The sequence below is a fragment of the Rhabdothermincola salaria genome (assembly GCF_021246445.1).
Lineage (GTDB): Bacteria > Actinomycetota > Acidimicrobiia > Acidimicrobiales > Acidimicrobilacustridaceae > Rhabdothermincola_A > Rhabdothermincola_A salaria.
In genome coordinates this window covers 862143-882271 of record NZ_JAJQXW010000001.1, presented here as the reverse complement: position 1 = coordinate 882271, position 20129 = coordinate 862143, and the positions used below count along the sequence as shown (strand labels likewise).

The 20129-nt window shown below is 71.6% G+C and carries 20 protein-coding genes; 14 read left to right on the top strand and 6 right to left on the bottom strand.

Annotated elements, in window-relative coordinates; translation table 11 throughout:
- Nucleotides 1–231 precede the first annotated feature (231 nt).
- The 5 genes from LUW87_RS04045 to LUW87_RS04025 are packed head-to-tail and all read left to right on the top strand — an operon-like array spanning nucleotide 232 to nucleotide 5091.
- On the top strand, nucleotides 232–1185 hold the full coding sequence (locus LUW87_RS04045) for an ABC transporter permease (protein ID WP_232669791.1): 954 nt from the start codon (nucleotides 232–234) through the stop codon (nucleotides 1183–1185).
- Nucleotides 1166–2155 carry an ABC transporter permease gene (locus LUW87_RS04040; RefSeq protein WP_232669790.1) on the top strand — a complete coding sequence of 330 codons (990 nt, stop codon included), beginning with the start codon at nucleotides 1166–1168 and terminating at the stop codon, nucleotides 2153–2155. Before LUW87_RS04045 ends, LUW87_RS04040 begins: the two co-directional genes overlap by 20 nt.
- On the top strand, nucleotides 2152–3348 hold the full coding sequence (locus LUW87_RS19050) for an ABC transporter ATP-binding protein (protein ID WP_232669789.1): 1197 nt from the start codon (nucleotides 2152–2154) through the stop codon (nucleotides 3346–3348). The genes LUW87_RS04040 and LUW87_RS19050 overlap by 4 nt, the downstream gene beginning before the upstream one ends.
- Nucleotides 3348–4394: an ABC transporter ATP-binding protein gene (locus LUW87_RS04030; RefSeq protein WP_232669788.1), complete on the top strand. Its 1047-nt coding sequence runs from the start codon at nucleotides 3348–3350 to the stop codon at nucleotides 4392–4394. Before LUW87_RS19050 ends, LUW87_RS04030 begins: the two co-directional genes overlap by 1 nt.
- Before the next feature lie 4 nt (nucleotides 4395–4398).
- On the top strand, nucleotides 4399–5091 hold the full coding sequence (locus tag LUW87_RS04025; RefSeq protein ID WP_232669787.1) for a TetR/AcrR family transcriptional regulator: 693 nt from the start codon (nucleotides 4399–4401) through the stop codon (nucleotides 5089–5091).
- Here the strand turns inward: LUW87_RS04025 and LUW87_RS04020 are convergent, their stop codons facing one another.
- Nucleotides 5092–5718 carry a DNA-3-methyladenine glycosylase family protein gene (locus tag LUW87_RS04020; RefSeq protein WP_232669786.1) on the bottom strand — a complete coding sequence of 209 codons (627 nt, stop codon included), beginning with the start codon at nucleotides 5716–5718 and terminating at the stop codon, nucleotides 5092–5094.
- 53 nt (nucleotides 5719–5771) lie between these two features.
- Here LUW87_RS04020 and LUW87_RS18630 point away from each other — a divergent pair, with 53 nt between their 5' ends.
- The 3 genes from LUW87_RS18630 to LUW87_RS04005 all read left to right on the top strand — a co-directional run bounded on the left by LUW87_RS18630 (nucleotide 5772) and on the right by LUW87_RS04005 (nucleotide 6840).
- Nucleotides 5772–6251 (top strand): peptidylprolyl isomerase, encoded by a 480-nt coding sequence (locus LUW87_RS18630; RefSeq protein ID WP_346742393.1) that lies wholly within the window; start codon nucleotides 5772–5774, stop codon nucleotides 6249–6251.
- A gap of 7 nt (nucleotides 6252–6258) precedes the next feature.
- Complete coding sequence (locus LUW87_RS04010; RefSeq protein WP_232669785.1) at nucleotides 6259–6465, top strand: hypothetical protein; 207 nt, start codon at nucleotides 6259–6261, stop codon at nucleotides 6463–6465.
- Nucleotides 6466–6609: 144 nt separating this feature from the next.
- Nucleotides 6610–6840 carry a hypothetical protein gene (locus LUW87_RS04005; RefSeq protein ID WP_232669784.1) on the top strand — a complete coding sequence of 77 codons (231 nt, stop codon included), beginning with the start codon at nucleotides 6610–6612 and terminating at the stop codon, nucleotides 6838–6840.
- A gap of 12 nt (nucleotides 6841–6852) precedes the next feature.
- Here the strand turns inward: LUW87_RS04005 and LUW87_RS04000 are convergent, their stop codons facing one another.
- The 3 genes from LUW87_RS04000 to LUW87_RS03990 all read right to left on the bottom strand — a co-directional run bounded on the left by LUW87_RS04000 (nucleotide 6853) and on the right by LUW87_RS03990 (nucleotide 7958).
- Complete coding sequence (locus LUW87_RS04000) at nucleotides 6853–7161, bottom strand: DUF1905 domain-containing protein (protein ID WP_232669783.1); 309 nt, start codon at nucleotides 7159–7161, stop codon at nucleotides 6853–6855.
- The gene (cutA, locus tag LUW87_RS03995) at nucleotides 7158–7484 is read right to left on the bottom strand and encodes a divalent-cation tolerance protein CutA (protein WP_232669782.1); all 327 of its coding nucleotides are present in this window, start codon (nucleotides 7482–7484) and stop codon (nucleotides 7158–7160) included. Before cutA ends, LUW87_RS04000 begins: the two co-directional genes overlap by 4 nt.
- Nucleotides 7485–7562: 78 nt before the next feature.
- Nucleotides 7563–7958: a hypothetical protein gene (locus LUW87_RS03990; RefSeq protein WP_232669781.1), complete on the bottom strand. Its 396-nt coding sequence runs from the start codon at nucleotides 7956–7958 to the stop codon at nucleotides 7563–7565.
- A gap of 58 nt (nucleotides 7959–8016) precedes the next feature.
- Between LUW87_RS03990 and LUW87_RS19045 the strand changes: the two genes are divergently transcribed.
- Nucleotides 8017–8568, top strand: coding sequence for a VOC family protein (locus tag LUW87_RS19045; protein WP_232669780.1), 552 nt, complete (start codon nucleotides 8017–8019; stop codon nucleotides 8566–8568).
- Here the strand turns inward: LUW87_RS19045 and LUW87_RS03980 are convergent.
- Together LUW87_RS03980 and LUW87_RS03975 are read right to left on the bottom strand one after the other, a co-directional pair.
- Nucleotides 8556–9665: a hypothetical protein gene (locus LUW87_RS03980; RefSeq protein ID WP_232669779.1), complete on the bottom strand. Its 1110-nt coding sequence runs from the start codon at nucleotides 9663–9665 to the stop codon at nucleotides 8556–8558. The genes LUW87_RS19045 and LUW87_RS03980 overlap by 13 nt on opposite strands.
- A complete protein-coding gene (locus LUW87_RS03975; RefSeq protein ID WP_232669778.1) occupies nucleotides 9662–11239 on the bottom strand; it encodes a glycosyltransferase family 39 protein in 1578 nt (525 codons plus the stop codon). The genes LUW87_RS03980 and LUW87_RS03975 overlap by 4 nt, the downstream gene beginning before the upstream one ends.
- A 124-nt stretch (nucleotides 11240–11363) precedes the next feature.
- Between LUW87_RS03975 and LUW87_RS03970 the strand changes: the two genes are divergently transcribed.
- The 5 genes from LUW87_RS03970 (at nucleotide 11364) to LUW87_RS03950 (ending at nucleotide 20119) form a co-directional block, all read left to right on the top strand.
- Entirely contained in the window at nucleotides 11364–12977 is a 1614-nt protein-coding gene (locus tag LUW87_RS03970; protein ID WP_232669777.1) for an NAD(P)/FAD-dependent oxidoreductase, read from the top strand.
- An 88-nt stretch (nucleotides 12978–13065) separates the two neighbouring features.
- Nucleotides 13066–14232: a glycosyltransferase family 4 protein gene (locus tag LUW87_RS03965; RefSeq protein ID WP_232669776.1), complete on the top strand. Its 1167-nt coding sequence runs from the start codon at nucleotides 13066–13068 to the stop codon at nucleotides 14230–14232.
- Nucleotides 14233–14303: 71 nt separating this feature from the next.
- Entirely contained in the window at nucleotides 14304–18740 is a 4437-nt protein-coding gene (locus LUW87_RS03960) for an alpha-(1->3)-arabinofuranosyltransferase domain-containing protein (protein WP_232669775.1), read from the top strand.
- Nucleotides 18737–19417, top strand: a complete 681-nt coding sequence (locus LUW87_RS03955; protein ID WP_232669774.1) for an alpha/beta fold hydrolase — start codon at nucleotides 18737–18739, stop codon at nucleotides 19415–19417. Before LUW87_RS03960 ends, LUW87_RS03955 begins: the two co-directional genes overlap by 4 nt.
- Nucleotides 19418–19435: 18 nt before the next feature.
- On the top strand, nucleotides 19436–20119 hold the full coding sequence (locus tag LUW87_RS03950) for a 5' nucleotidase, NT5C type (protein ID WP_232669773.1): 684 nt from the start codon (nucleotides 19436–19438) through the stop codon (nucleotides 20117–20119).
- Nucleotides 20120–20129: the final 10 nt, after the last annotated feature.

Sequence of the window (20129 nt, the reverse complement as noted above, 5' to 3'; positions counted from 1 at the left end):
GCTCGTGGACCGGGGGAACCAGGTGAGCCAGGCTGGGCGCGTGCAACGCAGCGAGACCGATGCCCTCGGCGCCCGAACCCACCGCCACGCGGTCCGGCCGATCAGCTGGCTCGCCACCGTCACGGAGGGGTCGACCGTCGGGGGGCGGTCGACCCCTCCTCTGTCGCGGGGTGCCGGCTGTCGGGGGGCGGCCGGCACCCCGCCTGACCGCCCGGGCCGGGAAGGCCCCGCATGAGGTTCGTCCGCAAGAAGCTGATCCAACTCGTCGTGGTGCTGTTGGCCGTGACGTTCTTGTCGTTCCTGATGCTCAACCTGCTCCCCGGCGACACCGCCGAACGCCTGTGCGCCGGCGCGGGGGGCGACGAGTGCGTCGTGCAGAAGCGAGAGGAGCTCGGGCTCGACAAGCCCATCCCGGTTCGCTACGCGGAATGGCTCGGCAACGCCCTCACCGGCGATCTCGGGACGTCGGCCCGCAACCAACAGCCGGTCTGGGAAGCCATCACGCAGCGCCTCCCCGTCACCATCGAGCTGTTGGTCTACTCCCAGTTCCTCGCCCTGGTCGTCGCCGTGCCCATGGGCCTGCTCGCCGCCCAACGATCGGGCGGCCTCTTCGACCGGCTGTCCACCAGCGCCCTCTTCGCACTCTTGTCGGTGCCGAACTTCATGCTCGCCCTCGTGCTCATCCTGGTCTTCGCGGTGCGTCTCCAGTGGTTCCCGGCCGTGGGCTACACGCCCTTCACCGAGAACCCGCTGGAGAACCTGCGCAGCTTCTTCCTCCCGGCGCTCACGCTGGCCGTGGCCGAGATGGCCGTCTACATGAGGCTCTTGCGCACCGACCTGATCGCCACGCTGCAGGAGGACTACATCACCATGGCCAAGGCCAAGGGGATGCCCTCGCGCCGGGTGCTGCTGCGCCACGCCTTCCGGCCGTCGACCTTCTCGCTGGTGACGGTCATCGGCCTCAACTTCGGGCGCCTGATCGGCGGCACCCTCATCGTCGAGGTCATCTTCGCCCTCAACGGGCTCGGAAAGTACACCGTCGACGGCATCCTCGGGCAGGACTACATCCCGGTCCAGGGTGCGGTCGTCGTCATCGCCACCGGCTATGTGCTGATCAACTTCGCCGTCGACATGTTCTACGCCGTCCTCGATCCCAGGATCCGCCATGCCCGCGCCCTCGCATGACCACCACGGGGTGATGCCGGAACCGAGCGGCGATGCCATCTTCGCCGGCTCGGACAGCATGGCCACCCAGATCTCGGAGATCGCCGACGGCGACGCCCGCGTCCTCGAACTGCTCCACGACCTCGACCCAGACCAGGTCGAGGGAGCCCTCGCCGGCAAGCGCCTCGGGTTCGGGTTCTGGCTCGCCGGCGGATGGTTCGTCGCGGTCGTGCTGGTCGCCGTGCTCGCCCCGATCCTCCCCCTCGACGACTACCGCGTGCCGACGGGGCGGCCCCGTCTGGCGCCGAGCGCCGAGCACTGGTTCGGCACCGACATGTTGGGCCGCGACATCTTCAGCCGTGTGGTCTGGGGGGCGCGGGTCTCCTTGATCGTGGGCTTCGCCTCGATCGTGCTGGGGCTCGTCATCGGCGGGACCATGGGCGTGATCGCGGGCTACGTCAAGAAGCGCACGGAGAGCGTGCTCATGGGCATGGTCGACGTCTTGTTGGCCTTTCCCGCCCTCCTCCTGGCCCTGGCGATCGTGAGCTTCCGCGAGGATCGCAGCATCCCCAGCGTGGTGCTGGCCATCGGGATCATCTCCATCGCCCCGGTCGCCCGACTCGTCCGCGCCGCCACGCTCGTCTACTCCCAGCGCGAGTTCGTGACCGCATCACGCTCGCTCGGAGCCTCCAACCTGAGGATCGTCGTCAAGGAGATCCTCCCCAACGTGATGTTGCCGGTGGTGTCGTTCGGGATCATCGGGGTGGCGGTGGCCATCGTGGCCGAAGGGGGCCTGGCGTTCCTGGGCCTGTCGGTGGCGCCACCACAACCCACGTGGGGTGGGATGATCAACGACGGACGGTCGCAGCTGGCCGACCACCCCTACATGAGCATGATCCCGGCGACGGTGATGTTCCTGACGGTGCTCTCGCTGAACCTGGCCGGCGACCGGCTCCGCGAGTACTTCGACATCAAGGAAGGGGCGCTGTGAGCCGCAAGGTCCTCGCCACCACGCCCCAGGCCCGCCCTGCGGGCCCGAGCACCCGGCTCCTCGAGGTGGTCGATCTCCGCACGCACTTCCGCACCGAGCGGGGAACCGTGCGGGCCGTCGACGGGGTCACGTTCTCGCTCGAACGAGGTCGGACCCTGGGGGTCGTCGGCGAGTCCGGCTCCGGCAAGACCGTCCTGTCCCGCTCGATCATGGGTCTGCTGCCCACGCGCAACACCGTGCGAGGCGGACACGTCCTCTACGAGGGCACCGACATCATCGGCTACGACCAGGCGCAGATGCGCGACGTCTGGGGCGCCGAGATGGCCATGGTCTTCCAGGATCCGATGACCTCGCTCAACCCGGTCATGAAGATCGGCCACCAGATCACCGAGTCGCTCGTCCACCACCTCCGCATGGACAAGGGCGAGGCGCGGTCGACGGCCATCTCGTTGCTGTCGTCGGTGGGCATCCCCGAAGCGGCTCAGCGCTTCGACGAGTACCCCCACCAGCTCTCCGGCGGCATGCGCCAACGCGTCACCATCGCCATCGCGCTGGCCTGCGGCCCCCGGCTGCTGTTCGCAGACGAACCGACGACCGCGCTCGACGTCACCGTCCAGGCCCAGATCCTGGACCTCCTGCAGGCTCAGCAGACGGACCGCCACATGGCGATGATCCTGGTCACCCACGACCTGGGGGTGGTGGCGGGGCGGACCGACGAGATCCTCGTGATGTACGGGGGGAAGGTCGTGGAGCACGCCCCCACCGACGTGCTCTTCGCAGACATGAAGATGCCGTACACCGAGGCCCTGATGCGATCGATCCCCCGGCTCGACCAGCCCAGCCACACCCGCCTCGAGGCCATCCCGGGCCGCCCGCCCGACCTGGTCAGGCCCGCCGCGGGGTGCAACTTCGCTCCCCGCTGCCGCTACGTCCAAACGCAGTGCCTGCTGAAGGAGCCACCGCTGGTGGGCGTCGACGGTTCCCCCCACCGGTACCGGTGCTGGTTCCCGGTGGGCACCCCCGAGGGGACCGAGGCGCTGGCCCGCAACGAGTCCCTCGCCGGACCAGGGGGCGATCCGGCCTCGGCCGGGCTGCTCGCGGCCACCGCCGCCGCCGCGGGGGCCGTGCGCCGCGACGGTGCCGAGGTCGCGGTCGATGGCGTCCGTGCTCCCGGCCCGGGTGGGTCCGGCTGATGGCCGGCAGCGGCACCTCGCACCTCCGGCCCGCCACCGACGTCCTCCTGCGCGCCGAGCACATGGTGGTCGAGTTCCCACTCGGTCGGACCGGTCTGAAGGTCAACGCGGTCTCCGACGTCAGCATCGACGTGGCCGAGGGCGAGACGCTGGGCCTGGTCGGCGAGTCCGGCTGCGGGAAGTCCACGACCGGCCGGGCGCTGATGCAGATGCCTCGACCTACGAGTGGTCGGGTGCACTACCGGGGGCGCGAGCTCACCGCGCTCACCGGCCGCGACCTGCGTCAGGTCCGACCCGAGATGCAGATGATCTTCCAGGACCCGATCTCGTCGCTGAACCCCCGACGCAAGGTCGGCGAGATCGTCGGCGAGCCGCTGAAGATCTGGAAGCGGGGCACACCCGCCGAGCAGGACCGCTTGGTCCGCGAGACGCTGGAGGCGGTGGGCATCGACCCCGGGGGGGCGCTCGACCGGCGCCCGCACCAGTTCTCCGGCGGGCAGTGCCAACGCATCTGCATCGCCCGTTCCCTCATGCTCGACCCTCGGCTGATCATCTGCGACGAGCCCGTGTCGGCCCTCGACGTGTCGGTCCAGGCCCAGATCCTGAACCTGCTCGAAGACATGAAGCAGCGCTACGGCCTGACGATGGTCTTCATCGCCCACGATCTGGCCGTGGTGAAGAACGTCAGCGACCGGGTGGCGGTGATGTACCTCGGCAAGCTCTGCGAGGTCGGTGCGCCCGACGACCTCTACGCGACGCCGGCCCACCCCTACACCGCCGCCCTCCTGGCCTCGATCCCGGTGCCGGACCCCGCAGTGCGCCCGGGATCTCAGGCCGCCCTGGGCGGCGAGCTCCCGTCCCCCGTCGCACCCCCCAGCGGCTGTCGCTTCCGCACGAGGTGCCCGTCCGCCGAGGAGATCTGCGCCCAGGTCGAGCCGGTCATGCAGGAGCTCGCTCCCGGCCACCACGTGGCCTGCCACTTCCCGCTCCCGGCGATCCCCGTGGCGGAGCCGGCGGCCCGTGGACCCGGGCCGCAGAGCTCCTGACGCCGTGGCCGACGAGGCGAGCACCACCGAAGGCCCGGTCGGCGCCCGATCACCGCGAACGCGACTCGAACCGGCGATCCGACGCGAGCGCATCCTCGACGCAGCTGAGGTCGTGTTCGCCGGCAGGGACGTCACCACCGTCACCATCGAGGAGGTCGCCGAGGCCGCCGGCGTCTCGAGGGCCCTGGTCTACAGCTACTTCGGCGACAAGGGGGGTGTGATCGCGGCTCTCTACTCCCGGAGCTTCGAGCAGCTCGACGCCGAGCTCAGCCGTGCCCTCGAGGGCACGGGGTCGCTGCCGCAGCGGATACGGGCAGTCACCGAGTGCTACCTGCGCTTCGCCGCCGACCACGCGGCGGCGTGGGCTCTGATCGGCAGCGCCGAGGCGCTCTCGCACCCCGAGATCAGGCTCGCCCGCCGGGTGCGCTTCGAGCGGATGGGGTCGGCCTGGGGCGGGTCACCCCAGGCTCGGATCCTCGCTCGCGCCCTCGTCGGCCTGCTCGAAGCGGCCACCTTGGAGTGGTTGGACGGCACCGAGGTGCCGCTCGACGACGCCGTCGACCTCGTGTGCCGGACCGTCTGGCTGGGACTGTCCGGTCTCGAGGACCACGAGGGCCTCCACTTCCCGACCGCAGGACCCGGCGCCGTCGTTCCCCGGCCCACGGCCCGCGGCACGGAGCGCTCGCCCCGGGGCTGATCAGCCCGGCTCGGGTTCGCACGCCCGCCAGCAGTACCAGGCCACGAGGCTGCGGTGGGGGCGGAACGGCTCCCCCAGCTCGGCCAGTCGCCGCGCGTCGGGCAGGTCGTCGAGCCCGTGGGCCCGAGCCCACCCGGCCCGGACGCCCAGATCGCCCACGGGCCAGACGTCGGGACGGCGCAGGGTGAACATCAAGAACATCTCCGCCGTCCACGGGCCGATGCCCCGTACCTGGACGAGCTCGTCGACCACCTCGGCGTCGGCCAGGTGCCCGAGCCGTTCGAGACGCACCCGGCCGTCGAGGACGTGGTGGGCCAGGTCCACCACCGCGGCCCGCTTCGTGCCGGACAGTCCGGCGGCGGCCAGGTCGCCGGGGTCGACGGCCACCAGTGCCTCCGGGGTGAAGGGGCCCGGCACGGTGGCTCGAACCCGGGACCAGATGGTGGCCGCCGCCCGGCCGGCGAGTTGCTGGTGGGTGATCGAGTGCGCCAGCGTCTCGAACCGGTCGGCGACGAGCGGGCGGCGTGGGAGACGGCGGGGCCCGTGGGCGGCGATGACGCGGCCCAGCGCCGGGTCGAGCACGGCGATCCGCCGGGTGGCATCGGCGAGGGGTCGGGCGGGGGCCACGGCCCCCGAGCCTATGGGCCGATGCCGCACCGGGTCTGTGCCACGATGGCTTCATGCCTTCGCGCCCTGAGATGGAAATCGACACCGACACGATCTACCGGGTGAGCATCACCACCGAACGAGGGACGATCGTCGCCGACCTCGACCCGCGTCTGGCGCCCGTCACCGTCAACAACTTCGTGGTGCTGGCCCGCCAGGGGTTCTATGACGGCCTCACGTTCCACCGGGTCGAGCCGGGGTTCGTGATCCAGGGTGGGTGCCCCGAGGGCAGCGGTCGGGGCGGTCCCGGCTACAAGTTCGAGGACGAGCCGGTCCAGGGCAACTACCGCGAGGGGGCGCTCGCCATGGCCAACGCCGGACCGGACACCAACGGGTCGCAGTTCTTCATCTGCCTGAGCGACCTGACGGGCAGACTGCCCAAGCAGTACAACCTGTTCGGCCACGTGGTCTCCGGCCTCGATGTCGTCCAGGCCACCAAGCGCGGCGACGTGATGCAGACCGTCGCCATCGAGGAACGGCCCGTCGAGGCCTGATCCGACCATGTCCGACCTGGTCGTCTCCGACGAGCCGCTCCACGTCGTGTGCCCCCGCTGCGGGGCAGAGGCCGATCTGCGCTTCTACGGGCCGTGCGCCGAGTGCCGCCAGCAGCTCCGAGCCGCGTACGCCGCTGAGGCGCGTGATGTCGAGGCCTCGGCGTACGAACCGAAGATGAACGTCACCCCCAACGCCGTCGCCCTGAAGGACTGAGGCAGCGCAGCGGCGGGCCCCACGGGCCGCTCTCCACAGGCCCGGGGCCTGTGACCCCAGGCAAGTCACAGGGTTGTTCCCCTTGTTGCCCACACGGAAGGCTTCGTACGGTTCGGGTGACCGACGTGACGAAGGAGCCCGACCATGGTCAGCCACGAGATCACCTTGAAGAACGACCGGGTGGAACGGATCGAGGGCGCCGACGCCTACGCCCAGGAGGGCCAGCTCACGACCTTCTTCCGCACTGATCCGGACCGCCGCATCATCGATCGCTGGAGCGTGCGCCTCGCCAGCTTCCGCACCTCCGAGGTGCTCGGTGTGCGCCGCGTCGAAGCCCAAGGCCCGGACGAGGCCTTCCTGCGAGCGGCCAGCTGACCGGGCGGGGGATCAGGCCAGGACCTCGAGATCGACGACCACGGTGGAACCGTCGCCGAGGTCCTCGGCGCGGCGCACCGCCTTCTTCACCGGCAGCAGGTAGGTGGCTCGCTTCGAATCGGGGAAGAGCGACGTCTCCCACCTGGTCTCGCCGATCCGTACGGCGACGCGGACCGATCCGAACCCGCGGGCTCCGTCGGCACGGGTGGCCTCGATCTCGTCGGCCTCCTGCTCCGGGAGGCTGACGAAGAACCACGAGGCGGGGCCGTGGTGCTCCCACACCTTCGCGGTGAACCGGAACGTCGAGGCCGGGCCGCTCACCGCGTCTCGGCGTCGACCCAGGTGGCATAGGCCGCCGTGGCCGTGGCCGACGACTGCAGGACCGAGGGCAGCTCGTAGGGGTGCGCCTCGGTGATCGCCGCCACCACCGCTTCCGCCCGGTCCGCCGTCGTGACGGCGGTGAGCTCGTACTCGTCGTCGACGACGAGCCGGCCCTGCCAACGGTAGGTGGAGCGTTCGGGGCCTCGCACGTGCACGCAGGCGGCCAGCTCCGAGTCGACCAGACGGCGCGCCATCTCGTCGAGGCCGGCGCGGTCGTCGGCCCGGGTGCGCACCTCGGTGACCTGGGTCGTGGGATCGGACATCTCACCGATTGTCGCGCCCGTCAGCGACACCGGCACGACGTGTCTCGACCGGCGGCGGCATCGACGGGGCGGGACGGTTCAGCTCCACCCGAGGAGGCTCGCGACCCGGGCCCGTGTCGTTGCGGGCAGGTCGACCAGCAGCTGCCCGGTGGCCACCGCGTCCGCCTCGGTGCACTCCCCCAGGCGGAGCCGGCGAAGCGTGCCGAGGGTGGTGTCCACGGTGCCGGCGGCCGCGGCTGTGCCGGTCTCGGCCAGGCGCAGGCGTCGCAGGCCCCGACGCTCGGGCGTGGCGGGGGCCACCGTGAGCCCGACCTCGCGACCCTCTCCCAGGGAGATGTCGACGGCCCATCCCTCGGCGTCGAGCGCGCCCGGGTCCATCAGGGCCAGGAGGGCCCCCCGCACCAACCGGGCCGGTGGGGGCACCAGGTCCGGGTCGGCCCACGACGCCACCCCGAACCGGGTGAGCTCGTGCACGACCGGCCCGAGCTCACGACCGCGGCTGGTCAGGCGGTAGCGGTGCCCCTACGTCGCGGTGGACGACGTCGAGGCCGCGGTGAGCCGGGTGAGCGCCGCCGGCGGGCAGGTTCTCCAGCCGCCGATGGACGTCATGACCTCCGGCCGGATGGCCGTCGTGGCGGACCCCGCGGGCGCCGTGCTGGGGCTGTGGCAGGCCCGCGACCACATCGGGGCCGAGATCATCGACGAGCACGGGGCGCTCACCTGGAACGAGCTCGTCACCCCCTCCCCCGACGCCGTCACCGGCTTCTACGCCGACGTGTTCGGCTGGACGGCCGAGACCGTACCGATGCCGGACGGCTCCTACACCGTCTTCCACGTCGAGGGTGGGAGCTCCGACGGCATCGCCGGGGCCATGGCCCCACCCGTCGAGGGCATGCCCAGCTTCTGGATGGTGTACTTCCACGTCGACGACGTGGCCGGCACGGTGGAGCGGGCCCGCACGTCGGGGGCGCAGGTCCACATGGAGGCGATGACCATCCCCGGTGTGGGGACGATGGCGACCCTCGCCGACCCCCAGGGCGCGGTGTTCTCGGTGATGACACCCGAGGCCGGTCAGGGCACGTAGGTGCCCAACCAGGCCATCGAGCTCAGCGCGACCATCCCTCCGGCCAGGGCGGTGAGGGCCACCCGTTCGACCCGGTCGTCACGGGTGAGCCCGGCCAGAGCCAGGGCCAGGGGGAAGGCGCTGAGGGCGTAGCGCTCCAGCGAGTTGAGGTTCTCGGCCGCCAGGGCCACGACGAGCAGGGCCGTGGCGAAGGCTCCGTAGGACGCCGGCCACCACCGCCACACCAGCACCAACAACACGACGAACGCCAGGGCGAAGGGGATGTGCAGGCCGTCGCCCAAGGCCTCCGGCCCGACCATCTGGCCCAGCCCGTCCCACACGCGAGCGAACGGGTTGGTGGAGTCGCCTCGCAGCGGGCTCTGCACGCTGAGTGGCAGCCACGGGTCGCCGTAGGCGGCGCCCACCCAGAGCAGGTACGCGCCCGAGCCGAGGGCGGGTGCGAGCGCCGCCACCACCCCGGCGATGCGCTCGTCGTTGCGGGCCCGTCGCCAGACACGGGCCAGCTCGATCACCACGACGACGGCCAGCAGGATGCCGAGGGGCCGAGTGCCCCCGGCCACCAGCCCGGCTCCGGCCGCCCACCACCAGTGGCGGGAGCGGGCCGCCCAGAACAGCACGACCGCGGCCAGCATCCACAGCGCCTCGGCGTAGGCCCAGCTCAACACGAAGGCCCCGGGGAACAACGCCGTGAACCAGACGGCCCGGTCGGCGAGGGCGGTGTTGCCGCGTTCGAACAGCACCAGGCGACGCACGCCCACGGCCAGGGCCAACGAGGCCAGGTTGGCCACGATGACGAGCGCCACGTCCCCCCGCCCGAGCATCAGGGGCGAGAGGAACCGGCCCAGCAGGGGGAACAGCGGGAAGAAGCGCAGGCCCTCGTCGGGCAGGGCCTGGTAGCCGACGTCGGCGATGTCGCGGTACCAGGTGCCGTCCCACGCCACGAGGCCTTCGGTGAGCGCGGTGGGCTCGTTGCCCGGAACCAGGCGGTCGGCCACGGCCATGGCCACGACGAATCCGATCCCGACGAGCACCCGAGCGGTGATCCACGGGAGGGCCACGGCGCGCAGGTCGGTGGCCGCACCCCGGAGCACGGTCATAGGGGAGGGCTCCAGCTCACGGTCGCGTGCTCGAAGAAGGTCCCGCCGCGGTTCGGGACGAGCTCGATCGTGGGGCGAGCGGTGGCGATGGCGGAGAGGAGCCGCTCGCACTGGGTCTCGAACGTGCGGTACGACGCGTTCCAGACGAGGAAGATGCCCCGATCGCCGGCCCGGGCGAGGGCTTCGGCGGCGAAGGCGTCCGGATCGGCGGCGGTGTTGCGCTCGCCGTAGTCCACCCAGTCGATCCGCTCGGGATCGCCGAACGTGGGGTACACGACCTGTTCGATGTCGTCACCGAGCTCCCGGCTGCCCGCTGGTCCCAGCTGGTCCGGGCAGTAGATGACCAGGTCACCGGGTCCGGCCTCGGAGGCGATCGCCTCCGCGTTGACGCGAGCCTGCGTGCGCTGGTCGCGGACGTTCCAGATGGCACCGATCGACATGGCGGTGAGGACCACCACCAGGACGCCGACACGCACGGCCCGGCCCACGAAGCGGGTGATGCCACCGGCCACGAGGACGAAGTAGAGGGGCAGCACCACGGCGGCATATCGGGTGGCGTAGGCGCTCCACGTGGCGTAGATGAACACGGTGCCGAGGACCATGGTCAGCGCGACCAGCGCGGCCTCGGGCCGCAGCTGGGGGACGGTGCGCAGGTCGAGGCGGATCGTGTGGCGGTCGATACCCCGCCCGAACAGCCCGAGCAGGGCGACCGTGGCCACGACGAACGCCACCAGCGGTCCGTCGGGGAACGACCCGGCGGCGAAGTCGACCATGGTGATGCTGACCACGGTGGTGGGTCGCACCGGCCCGGCCCACGGGGTGCCGGTGTTGGCCGACTGGTAGAGCATGGTGGGCACCCAGGGCAGGTAGAGAACCCCGCCGAGCACCATGGCGCCCAGCACCGGGACCACCGGCCCCCTCTCGCCGCTCCCCCGCCGGCGCCAGAGGCGCCAACCCAGCCCGAGGGTGACCGCGGCGAGCAACCAGATGGCCCAGTAGTGCGTGTAGAGCAGGGCCGCCGTGGTGAGGGCGATCCCGACCAGGCGCAGCGGGGTGGCGCGCCCCCGAGCCATCACGTCGTCGAGGAGCAGGGCCCCCACGAGCACGAGGAGCACCACCAGCGAGTACATGCGGGTCTCGGTGCTGTAGCGCAGCGCGAACGGCGACAGCGCCACCACTGCCGTGAGGCACCACCCGAGGACCGGGCCCCCTCGGCGGCGACCGTAGAGGAAGGCCAGCGGCAGGCTGAGCACCCCGAGCACACCGGACAGGGCGCGCACGGCCACGTCGCCGGTGCCGAAGAGCTCCATCCATCCGTGCAGCATCAGGTAGTAGAGCGGTGGGTGGCCGTCCTGGCGCAGCGCTTCGAAGAGGTCCGTGACCGCCAGCTCGGCGATGTTGACGGTCAGGGCCTCGTCGAGCCAGAGCGCCGAGCGGGTGACGAAGCGCAGCACGATGCCCGCCGCCACCGCCGCCAGCGCCACGACCAGGATCTCGGGCGGGGCGCCGAGACCGTCGGGGGACTCGGGGGCCCGTTCGTCGGGGTGCTCGCCCTGCGGGCGGGTCTCGCGCATGAGCGCGGAGACTACCTGCGGGCCCCGGCGTCCCAGCGAACCCCGGCCCGGCGCGGGGTGCACGGTCGCCCCCGGCACCTTCAGTAGACTCGGACGGTCCTCGATCCGTGAAAGTGACGCCTCCATGACCCCAGTCGACGCCTCGGCGCGCGCTGACCAGCGCCCCGATCCCCAGGTCGTCATCATCGGTGCGGGCCCGGCCGGGCTCACCGCCGCCTACCAGCTCAACAAGCACGACGTGGCGGCGACCGTGCTCGAGTCCGACAACATCGTGGGCGGCATCTCCCGCACGGTCGAGCGCGATGGGTGGCGCTTCGACATCGGCGGGCATCGCTTCTTCACCAAGGTCAAGCCCGTCGAGGAGCTGTGGCACGAGATCCTGCCGGCCGAGGACTTCCTGCTGCGCCCCCGGATGAGCCGGATCTTCTACGACGGCAAGTACTTCGACTACCCGCTCAAGGCGTCCAACGCCCTCAAGAACCTCGGGTTCGTCGAGGCCACCCGATGCGTGGCCTCGTACTTCTACGCGCGCGCCGACGGCGGCGTGCGGCGCCTGCTCGGGCGACCCAGGGCCGACACCAGCCTCGAGGACTGGATCACCGCCCGGTTCGGCCGCCGCCTCTACGAGCACTTCTTCAAGACCTACAACGAGAAGGTCTGGGGCGTCTCCGCCAGCGAGATCCAGGCCGACTGGGCGGCGCAGCGCATCAAGAACATGTCGCTGCTCAACGCCGGGCTCAACGCCGTCATCGACGAGCTGTCGAGGTACCTGCCGTTCCTGGCCAAGCGCAAGGCCACCGACATCACCAGCCTCATCGAGGAGTTCGAGTACCCCAAGTACGGACCGGGCCAGATGTGGGAGGTGTGCCAGGAGAAGGTCGAGGCCGCCGGCACCAAGGTCCACATGAGCACGCGCGCCACCAAGGTGCGCCACGCCGACGGCCAGGCCGTGGCCGTGGTGGCGGCGACCCGCGACGGGGTCGAGACCGAGTACCCGTGCGACGAGGTGATCTCGTCGATGCCGATGTCGCAGCTGCTGCGGGCGATGGATCCGCCGGTTCCGGCAGACGTGCTCCAGGCAGCCGACGACCTGGCCTACCGAGACTTCCTGACCGTGGCCCTCGTCGTGCCCGAGAGCGCCTCGTTCCCGGACAACTGGATCTACATCCACTCCCCCGAGGTCGAGGTGGGGCGCATCCAGAACTTCGCCTCCTGGTCGCCCTACATGGTCAAGGAGGGGCGCACCTGCCTGGGCCTCGAGTACTTCGTCTTCGAGGGCGACCACCTCTGGAGCGCAGACGACGCCGACCTGGTCGAGTTGGCCAAGCGCGAGCTCGAGCACATCGGCCTGGTGCCGGCGTCGGCGGTCGAGGCCGGCTACGTGGTGCGGATGCCGAAGGCCTATCCGTTCTACGACGAGCACTACAAGGCCAACGTGCAGCGCCTGCGCGACTGGCTGGTCGCCAACACCCCCAACGTCCATCCGGTGGGCCGCAACGGCATGCACCGGTACAACAACCAGGACCACTCGATGTACACGGCGATGCTGACCGTCGAGAACCTGGTCGAGGGCACCCACCACGACGTGTGGGAGGTCAACGTCGAAGAGGAGTACCACGAGGAGAAGGCCGACGCGGCCGCTGCATCGTCGGGCGGAGGGGGCACCGGACGTGACGCACCGGTGATCTCGCGGGACGCCTACGGGCCCGACCACCCCGTCAACCGGACCTCCCCCTGACCGGGGGCCGCACATGAGCGGGGGGGCACGAGACCAACCGGGGACCCCGTCGGGAGATCTCGGCGTCGCGTCCAAAGGGATCGAGGCGGTGGCCGCACTGGCCGCCGAGGCGGGGCTCGAGCGGATCCACGTGCTGGCCTGGCGAGACCTCGTCGACATCGAGGCGGGAGGCTCCGAGCTCCACGCGGCCAAGATCCTGGCCATCTGGGCCGAGGCCGGCCTCGACATCACCATGCGCACCTCCTACGCCCAGGGCCACCCCTTCGAAGGGACGCGCGACGGGTACCGCATCATCCGCAAGCACGGCCGCTTCATGGTGTTCCCCACCTCGGTGATCTCCGAGCTGCTGGGCGCGCACGGGCCGCGCGACGGCATCGTGGAGATCTGGAACGGCGTGCCCTTCCTCACGCCGCTGTGGGCCCGGGGCCCGAAGATCGCCTTCATGCACCACGTCCATCGCGACATGTGGGACATGGTCCTCGAGGACAAGCTGGCCAGCGCCGGCAAGTTCTTCGAGCATCGACTGGCTCCCCCGCTCTACCGACGCACGCCGATCGTCACCCTGTCGGAGTCGTCCCGACGAGAGATGATCGACTACCTCGGGCTCAAGCCGGGCCGGATCAGCGTCGTGCCGCCGGGCATCGAAGAACGCTTCGCTCCGGGCGACGAGGAGGAGAGCCCCGAGCCCCTCCTGGTGAGCGTCGGTCGCCTGATGCCCTCCAAGCGGTTCGACGTCCTGCTCGACGTGGCCGCCGAGGTGCGCCGCTCGGTGCCCGACCTGCAGCTGGTGATCGTCGGTGACGGCTACGAGCGCCCCGCCCTCGAGGAGCAGATCGCGGCCCTCGACGCCACCGAGTGGGTGCGCCTCGCCGGCCGGGTGTCCGACGAGGAGCTCGTGTCGCTCTACCGTCGGGCTTGGGCCGTGACCAGCGCCTCGATCGCCGAGGGCTGGGGAATGACCCTCACGGAGGCCGCCGCCTGCGGCACGCCGGCGGTCGCCACCGACATCGCCGGGCACCGCGACTCGGTCGCCGCGGGCCTCAGCGGTCTGCTCGCCCCCGATCCGCGACGCCTCGTCGAGGACCTGATCGCCGTGCTCACCGACGCCGAGCTCCGTCAGCGCCTCTCGCAGGGGGCGCTCGAGCACGCCGCCACCTTCACCTGGGAGGCCACGGCCCTCGGTGCGTTCACCCCACTCGCGCTCGACGCCATGCGGCGCGCCCGGGGCCGGGGTCGAGGCGCCACCCTCCGGTGACGGCGCCGACCGCGACCCGCTCGGGGAGCTCGGGATCGACGCCGCCGCGGCGCCGGTTCGACTGGCTGGGCGTGGCCCTGCCCGCCTTCATCGCCTACGTTCCGCTGCTGTTCACCCACCGGGGGATGGTCGGCGCCGACACCAAGACGTACCTCTACCTCGACCCCGGCAAGTTGCTGTCCGAAGCCCCGTACGTCTGGAACAGCGACGTCGGCCTGGGCTCGGTGACCCACCAGAACATCGGCTATCTGTGGCCGATGGGGCCGTTCTACTGGCTCTTCGAGACCATCGGCGTGCCCGATTGGGTGGCGCAGCGGTTCTGGATGGGCACGCTCATCTTCGCCGCCGGCATGGGCGTGCGCTACCTGCTGCGCACCCTGGGCTGGGGTTCGCTCTCGGCCCGCCAGGGCGGTGTCCTCGTCGCCACCCTCGCCTACATGTTGAGCCCCTACCTGCTCAACTACTCGGCTCGCATCTCGGTCATCTTGTTGCCCTGGACCGCGCTGCCGTGGCTCATCGCCTTCACCGTGCGAGCGTTGCGCCGCGGTGGTTGGCGCGATCCTGCGCTGTTCGCGCTGGTGGTGTTGACCGTCGGTGGGGTGAACGCGACGGCTCTGTTGCTCATCGGCCTCGGCCCGCTGCTGTGGCTGCTGCACGCGGTGGTGGTCGATCGAGAGGCGAGCGTCCGCCACGCGCTCGCCACCGCTGGCCGCATCGGGGTGCTCACGGTGGCCGCGTCGCTGTGGTGGATCGCGGGGCTCTGGGCCCAAGGTCGCTACGGCCTCCCGGTCATCCGCTACACCGAGACCTACGAGGTGGTCGCGCAGGCGTCGACCGCCCCCGAGGTCCTCCGGGGGCTGGGCTACTGGTTCTTCTACGGCACCGACAAGCTCGGTCCCTGGATCGAGCCGAGCCAGACCTACACGACCAACCTCTTCTTCCTCACCCTGAGCTACGCCGTCCCGCTGCTCGCCATGGTCTGCGCCGCGCTCCTGCGCTGGCGGTACCGGGCCTTCTTCCTCGTCCTCGTGGCGGTGGGGGCCCTCGCCGCCATCGCGGCCCACCCCTGGGACGACCCATCGTTCCTCGGGGCGGTGTTCAAGGAGGCCACGCGCACCGACGCCGGGCTCTCGCTGCGCTCCACCCCGCGGGCCGTCCCCCTCCTGGCCCTGGGCTTGTCGGTCTGCCTCGGAGCCGGCGTCGCCGCCTTCGGACGCATGAAGCCGCGGCTGGCGTGGCCGGCCACGGCGGTCGTCGCCGCCCTGGTCATCGTGAACCTGCCCACGTTGTGGAACGGTCAGATGATCGCCTCCAACCTCGAACGTCCCGAGGAGATCCCGGCCTACTGGGAGGAGGTGGCCGACTACCTCACGGCCACCGACGACGGCACGCGTGCGCTCGAGGTCCCGGGTACCGACTTCGCCAGCTATCGGTGGGGCAACACGGTCGATCCCGTCACCCCCGGGCTCACCGAGCGCCAGTACGCGGCGCGCGAGCTCTTCTTGTGGGGCTCGGAGCCCTCGGCCGACCTGCAGATGGCGTTCGACCACCGGTGGCACGAGGAGACGCTCGACCCCGAGGCCGTCGCTCCCCTCGCCCGCCTGATGGGCGTCGGCGACATCGTGCTGCGCTCCGACCTGCAATACGAGCGCTACCGGCTGGCCCGTCCCCGCACGATGTGGGAGTTGCTGCGGCGCACTCCCGGCCTCGACGAGCCGGTCCCCTTCGGGCCCACCGACCGCAACGTGGCCGGACCCGAGCTCCCGCTGCTCGACGAGATCGAGCTGGCCACGCCGCCCGAGTGGGAGGACCCGCCGGCGGTCGCCGTCTTCGGGGTCCAGGACCGCTTGCCCGTGGTCCGCACCCAACCGGCCGAGCGGCCGCTGGTCGTCTCCGGCGACGGCGACGGACTGGTCGACCTGGCCGAGGCCGGCGCCCTCGACCCCGAGCAGGCGATCTTCTACGCGGCCAGCTTCGCCGCTGAACCCGAGGCCCTGGACAGCCTGCTCGATGACGGTGCCGATCTCGTCGTCACCGACACGAACCGCAAGCGGGCCCGGTCCTGGAGCACCCTGCGCGAGACGGCGGGCTACACCGAGCAGGCCGGCGAGGAGCCGCTCGTGTACAAGCCCGGAGACCAACGCCTCGAGCTCTTCCCCGAGGCCGACGACAGCGCCGCGACCGTCACCCGCCAGCTCGGAGGAGTGCAGGTCTTCGCCACCGATTACGGCAACGAGGTCACCCTCACCGCCAACGACCGGGCGGCCGGCGCCCTCGACGGCGACCCCCAGACCGCCTGGAAGGTCGCCGACATGGGCGACCCGCTCGGACAGCGGCTCATCATCGAGGCAGCGGAACCACTCACGACCGACCACGTCGAGCTCCTCCAGCCCCAGAGCGGTGTGCGCACGCGTTGGCTCACCCAGGTCCGTCTCACCTTCGACGGCGAGGAGTCCGTCGTCGCCGACCTCGGCGAGGAGAGCCGTGCCGAGCCCGGCCAACGGGTCGACTTCGGGGAGCGCACCTTCTCCCGTCTGGAGATCGAGATCCTGGCCGACACCTCCGGGCGGCGACCCCGCTACGACAGCGAGAGCGGGGTGGGCCTCGCCGAGGTGCGCCTCGGCGACCTCCAGGTCCGAGAGGTGATCCGACCGCCGGTCGACCTGCTCGACGCCGCCGGGGAGAGCTCGGCTGATCACCGCCTCACCTACCTGTTCACCCGGTTGCGCACGAACCCCGCCGAACCGGTCCGCACCGATGCCGAGACCTCGATGGCTCGCATCGTCGACGTGCCCACGCCGCGCGCCTTCGGCATCGGCGGCGAGGCCCGGCTCGAGGCGTCGGCCTCCGAGGAGCTCCTCGACGCCCTGCTGGGCATCCCGTCCGCCGCCCAGGGCGGTGTCACCGCCACGGCCTCGGACTCCCTGCCCGGAGACCTCACCGCTCGAGCGCACGCCGCCGTCGACGGCGATCCCACCACGGCATGGTCGACGCCGTTCGCCGGCATCGACGGGCAGTGGCTCGACATCGCGCTGCCGGCACCGACCACCATCGACCGCCTCGATCTGGAGGTCGTCGCCGACGGTCGCCACTCCGTGCCTCGACAGCTCACCATCGCCGCCGACGGCGACCCGGCCCGCAGCCGCACGGTCACGCTCCCGGAGATCACCGATGGCGACGAGCCCGACGCGACAGCGTCGGCGCCCGTCACGTTCGAACCGCTCACCGGCTCGACCTTCCGGGTCACCATCGACGACCACCGCCCGGTCGAGACCATCGACTGGTACACCAAGAACCCGATCGCCATGCCGGCCGCCATCGCCGAGCTGGGCCTTCCCGGGGTCGTCGCCCCCGCCGCCGCCGAGACCGTCGACTCGGGGTGTCGCACCGACCTCGTGACGGTCGACGGCGAGCCGGTGCCGGTCCGCGTCAGTGGTCCGGCAGCCGCCGCCCTCGCCCGCCGAGCCCTCCACGTCACCCCCTGTGGAGGGACCGAGTCCGGTCTGGCCCTCACCGCCGGCGAGCACGAGGTGCGCACCGCCACCGGCCGCGAGGTCGGCCTCTCCGTCGACCGGCTGGTCCTGGCCTCGGCCCGCGACGGCGCCCCGTTGGGTGTGCCCGAGCTGGCCGCCCCGGTCGTCACGGGCGACGGAGCGGTCGACGAGCTCGAGCGGGGCGACGTGAGCTACGACTTCGTCGTGCCCGGGTCCGACGAGGCGCGCTGGCTCTCGGTCGGCCAGTCCTGGAACGATGGCTGGGAAGCCAGCGCCAACGGCGTCGACCTCGGTCCGCCGGTGTTGATCGACGGCTACGCCAACGGCTGGCTGCTCGACCCGGCCGTCGTCGGCGATGGCCCCCTCGAGGTCCACGTGGAGTGGGCGCCCCAGCGGATCGTGTGGATCGGCATCTGGGTCTCGGTGGTGGCGGTGGCGGTCTGCCTCGCCCTGGTCCTGTGGTCCGAACGACGGCGCCGCCACGCGGCCGACCCGGCGATCGCGGTCCTCGCCGACGACCGCGGTGCCGCCGAGCGCGCCGACCACCGGGCCTTGCCCCTCGACCCCGACCTGGCGCCCCTGCCGTGGCGCATCGACACCCGGGGCAGCATCGTCGAGCGAGCGTCGATCCGCGCCGCCAGCGTCGCCGCCGGCGCCCTGTTCGTGGTCATGCTCCTCGACGTGCCCACCCGACTGCCCGATCTGCTGGCCATCCCCCTCGTCGTGGCCGGCGCCTGGTGGGCCTTCCGCTCCCCCCGTGGGCGCGGGGTGCTGGGGCTGGCCGCCGCCAGCGCCTATGCCGTGGCGACGGCGTACATCGTGACGTCGCAGTGGCGGCGCGACTACCCGTCCGACTTCGAGTGGCCCCAGATGTTCGAGCGGGCCCACATCGTGGCGCTGGTCGCCGTCTTCTTGTTGCTCGCCGAGGGGATGCGCGACGTCATCGTGCGCCGGCGAGAGGCCGATCCCTCCCCGTCCTCACCTCCGAGGACATCGTCGAAGGAGCGTTCATGACCCCTCCTGTGGTGCTGGTCCACGGCTTCGCCACGTCCGCGGCGCGTACGTGGGGCGACAACGGTTGGCTCGACATCCTGGCCGACGTCGGCCGGGAGGTGCTCGCCCCCGACCTCCTCGGGCATGCCACGGCCGAGCGTCCCACCGACCCCGAGGCGTACGACGCGCTCGAGGCCCACCTGCTGGAGCGGCTGCCCGCCGAGCCCGTCGATGCCGTGGGCTTCTCGTTGGGGGCGCGCACGTTGCTGTTGTTGGCGTCCGCGCACCCTGAGCGCTTCCACTCGCTGGTCGTCGCGGGCGTGGGAGCCAACCTGTTCCGTGACGACGGATCGTCGGAGATGATCGCCGCCGCGATCGAGGGTCGGGCCCCGGCCGACGACCCGGTGGCGCGCTACTTCGCCACCCTGGCCGAGGCCCCCGACCAGGAGCCGGCCGCACTCGCCGCGTTGATGCGGCGCCCCCGGTCGCAACCTCTCACCGACGAAGGCCTGGCCCGCATCACCTGCCCGGTGCTGGTGGTGCTCGGGGATCAGGACTTCGCCGGTCCGGCCGATCCCCTCCTGGAACGTCTGGCGACCGCCCGCCTCGTGTCCCTGCGCGGGGTCGACCACTTCGCCACACCCAAGAACTTCGGCTTCATCGACGCCGTGCTCGAGTTCCTCGAGGCCGGCGGCTGAGAGCCGGGGGGCGCGACCGTGGCTGACGAGTTCGTGCTCGGCGTCGACCTCGACGGAGTCTGCGGCGACCATGCCGAGGCCTTCCGTCGTGTGGTCGCCACCACCCGCGGCATCGAACCGGGTGATCTCGAGCCCCAGCGGACCTGGGACTTCACCGAGTGGGGCCTCACCCGCGACGAGTTCGACGACCTGCACCGGGTCGCCGTGTTGGAGCACCGCATGTTCCGTACGATGCCCGTGGTCCCGGGCACGGCCGAGGCCTTGTGGCGGCTGTCCGACGCGGGGGTGTGGATCCGCCTCATCACCCATCGCCTCTATGCCAACTGGGGCCACGCCACCGCAGTGGCCGACACCGTCGCCTGGCTCGACGAACATGCCATCCCCTACCGCGACCTGTGCTTCCTGGGCCACAAGCCTCAGGTGGAGGCCGACGCCTACCTCGACGACGCCGCCCACAACATCGAGGCGCTCCGGGCGTCGGGGGCCGCGGCCGCCGTGTTCGACCAGCCCTACAACCGCGAGGTCGACGCCCCCCGCGTGGCCGGCTGGGCCGAGGCCGAGCAGTGGGTGCTGGGGCTCATGGCCGCGGCGGGCCGGCCGGTGCAGCCGCCGTTCGCCCTCGGCGAACCACCGGTCGGTCGCCTCCGCCGCGAACCCCGCCCCCCTCCCTCGCCGTCGGCGGCCCCCGCCTCCGACGCGTAGCTGTCGGTCT

Coding starts and splice junctions, on each gene's coding strand:
- LUW87_RS04045 (WP_232669791.1), top strand. CDS start 232: ATGAGGTTCGTCCGCAAGAAGCTGATCCAACTCGTCGTGGTGCTGTTG.
- LUW87_RS04040 (WP_232669790.1), top strand. CDS start 1,166: ATGCCCGCGCCCTCGCATGACCACCACGGGGTGATGCCGGAACCGAGC.
- LUW87_RS04030 (WP_232669788.1), top strand. CDS start 3,348: ATGGCCGGCAGCGGCACCTCGCACCTCCGGCCCGCCACCGACGTCCTC.
- LUW87_RS18630 (WP_346742393.1), top strand. CDS start 5,772: ATGCCTTCGCGCCCTGAGATGGAAATCGACACCGACACGATCTACCGG.
- LUW87_RS04010 (WP_232669785.1), top strand. CDS start 6,259: ATGTCCGACCTGGTCGTCTCCGACGAGCCGCTCCACGTCGTGTGCCCC.
- LUW87_RS04005 (WP_232669784.1), top strand. CDS start 6,610: ATGGTCAGCCACGAGATCACCTTGAAGAACGACCGGGTGGAACGGATC.
- cutA (WP_232669782.1), bottom strand. CDS start 7,484: ATGTCCGATCCCACGACCCAGGTCACCGAGGTGCGCACCCGGGCCGAC.
- LUW87_RS03980 (WP_232669779.1), bottom strand. CDS start 9,665: ATGACCGTGCTCCGGGGTGCGGCCACCGACCTGCGCGCCGTGGCCCTC.
- LUW87_RS03975 (WP_232669778.1), bottom strand. CDS start 11,239: ATGCGCGAGACCCGCCCGCAGGGCGAGCACCCCGACGAACGGGCCCCC.
- LUW87_RS03970 (WP_232669777.1), top strand. CDS start 11,364: ATGACCCCAGTCGACGCCTCGGCGCGCGCTGACCAGCGCCCCGATCCC.
- LUW87_RS03955 (WP_232669774.1), top strand. CDS start 18,737: ATGACCCCTCCTGTGGTGCTGGTCCACGGCTTCGCCACGTCCGCGGCG.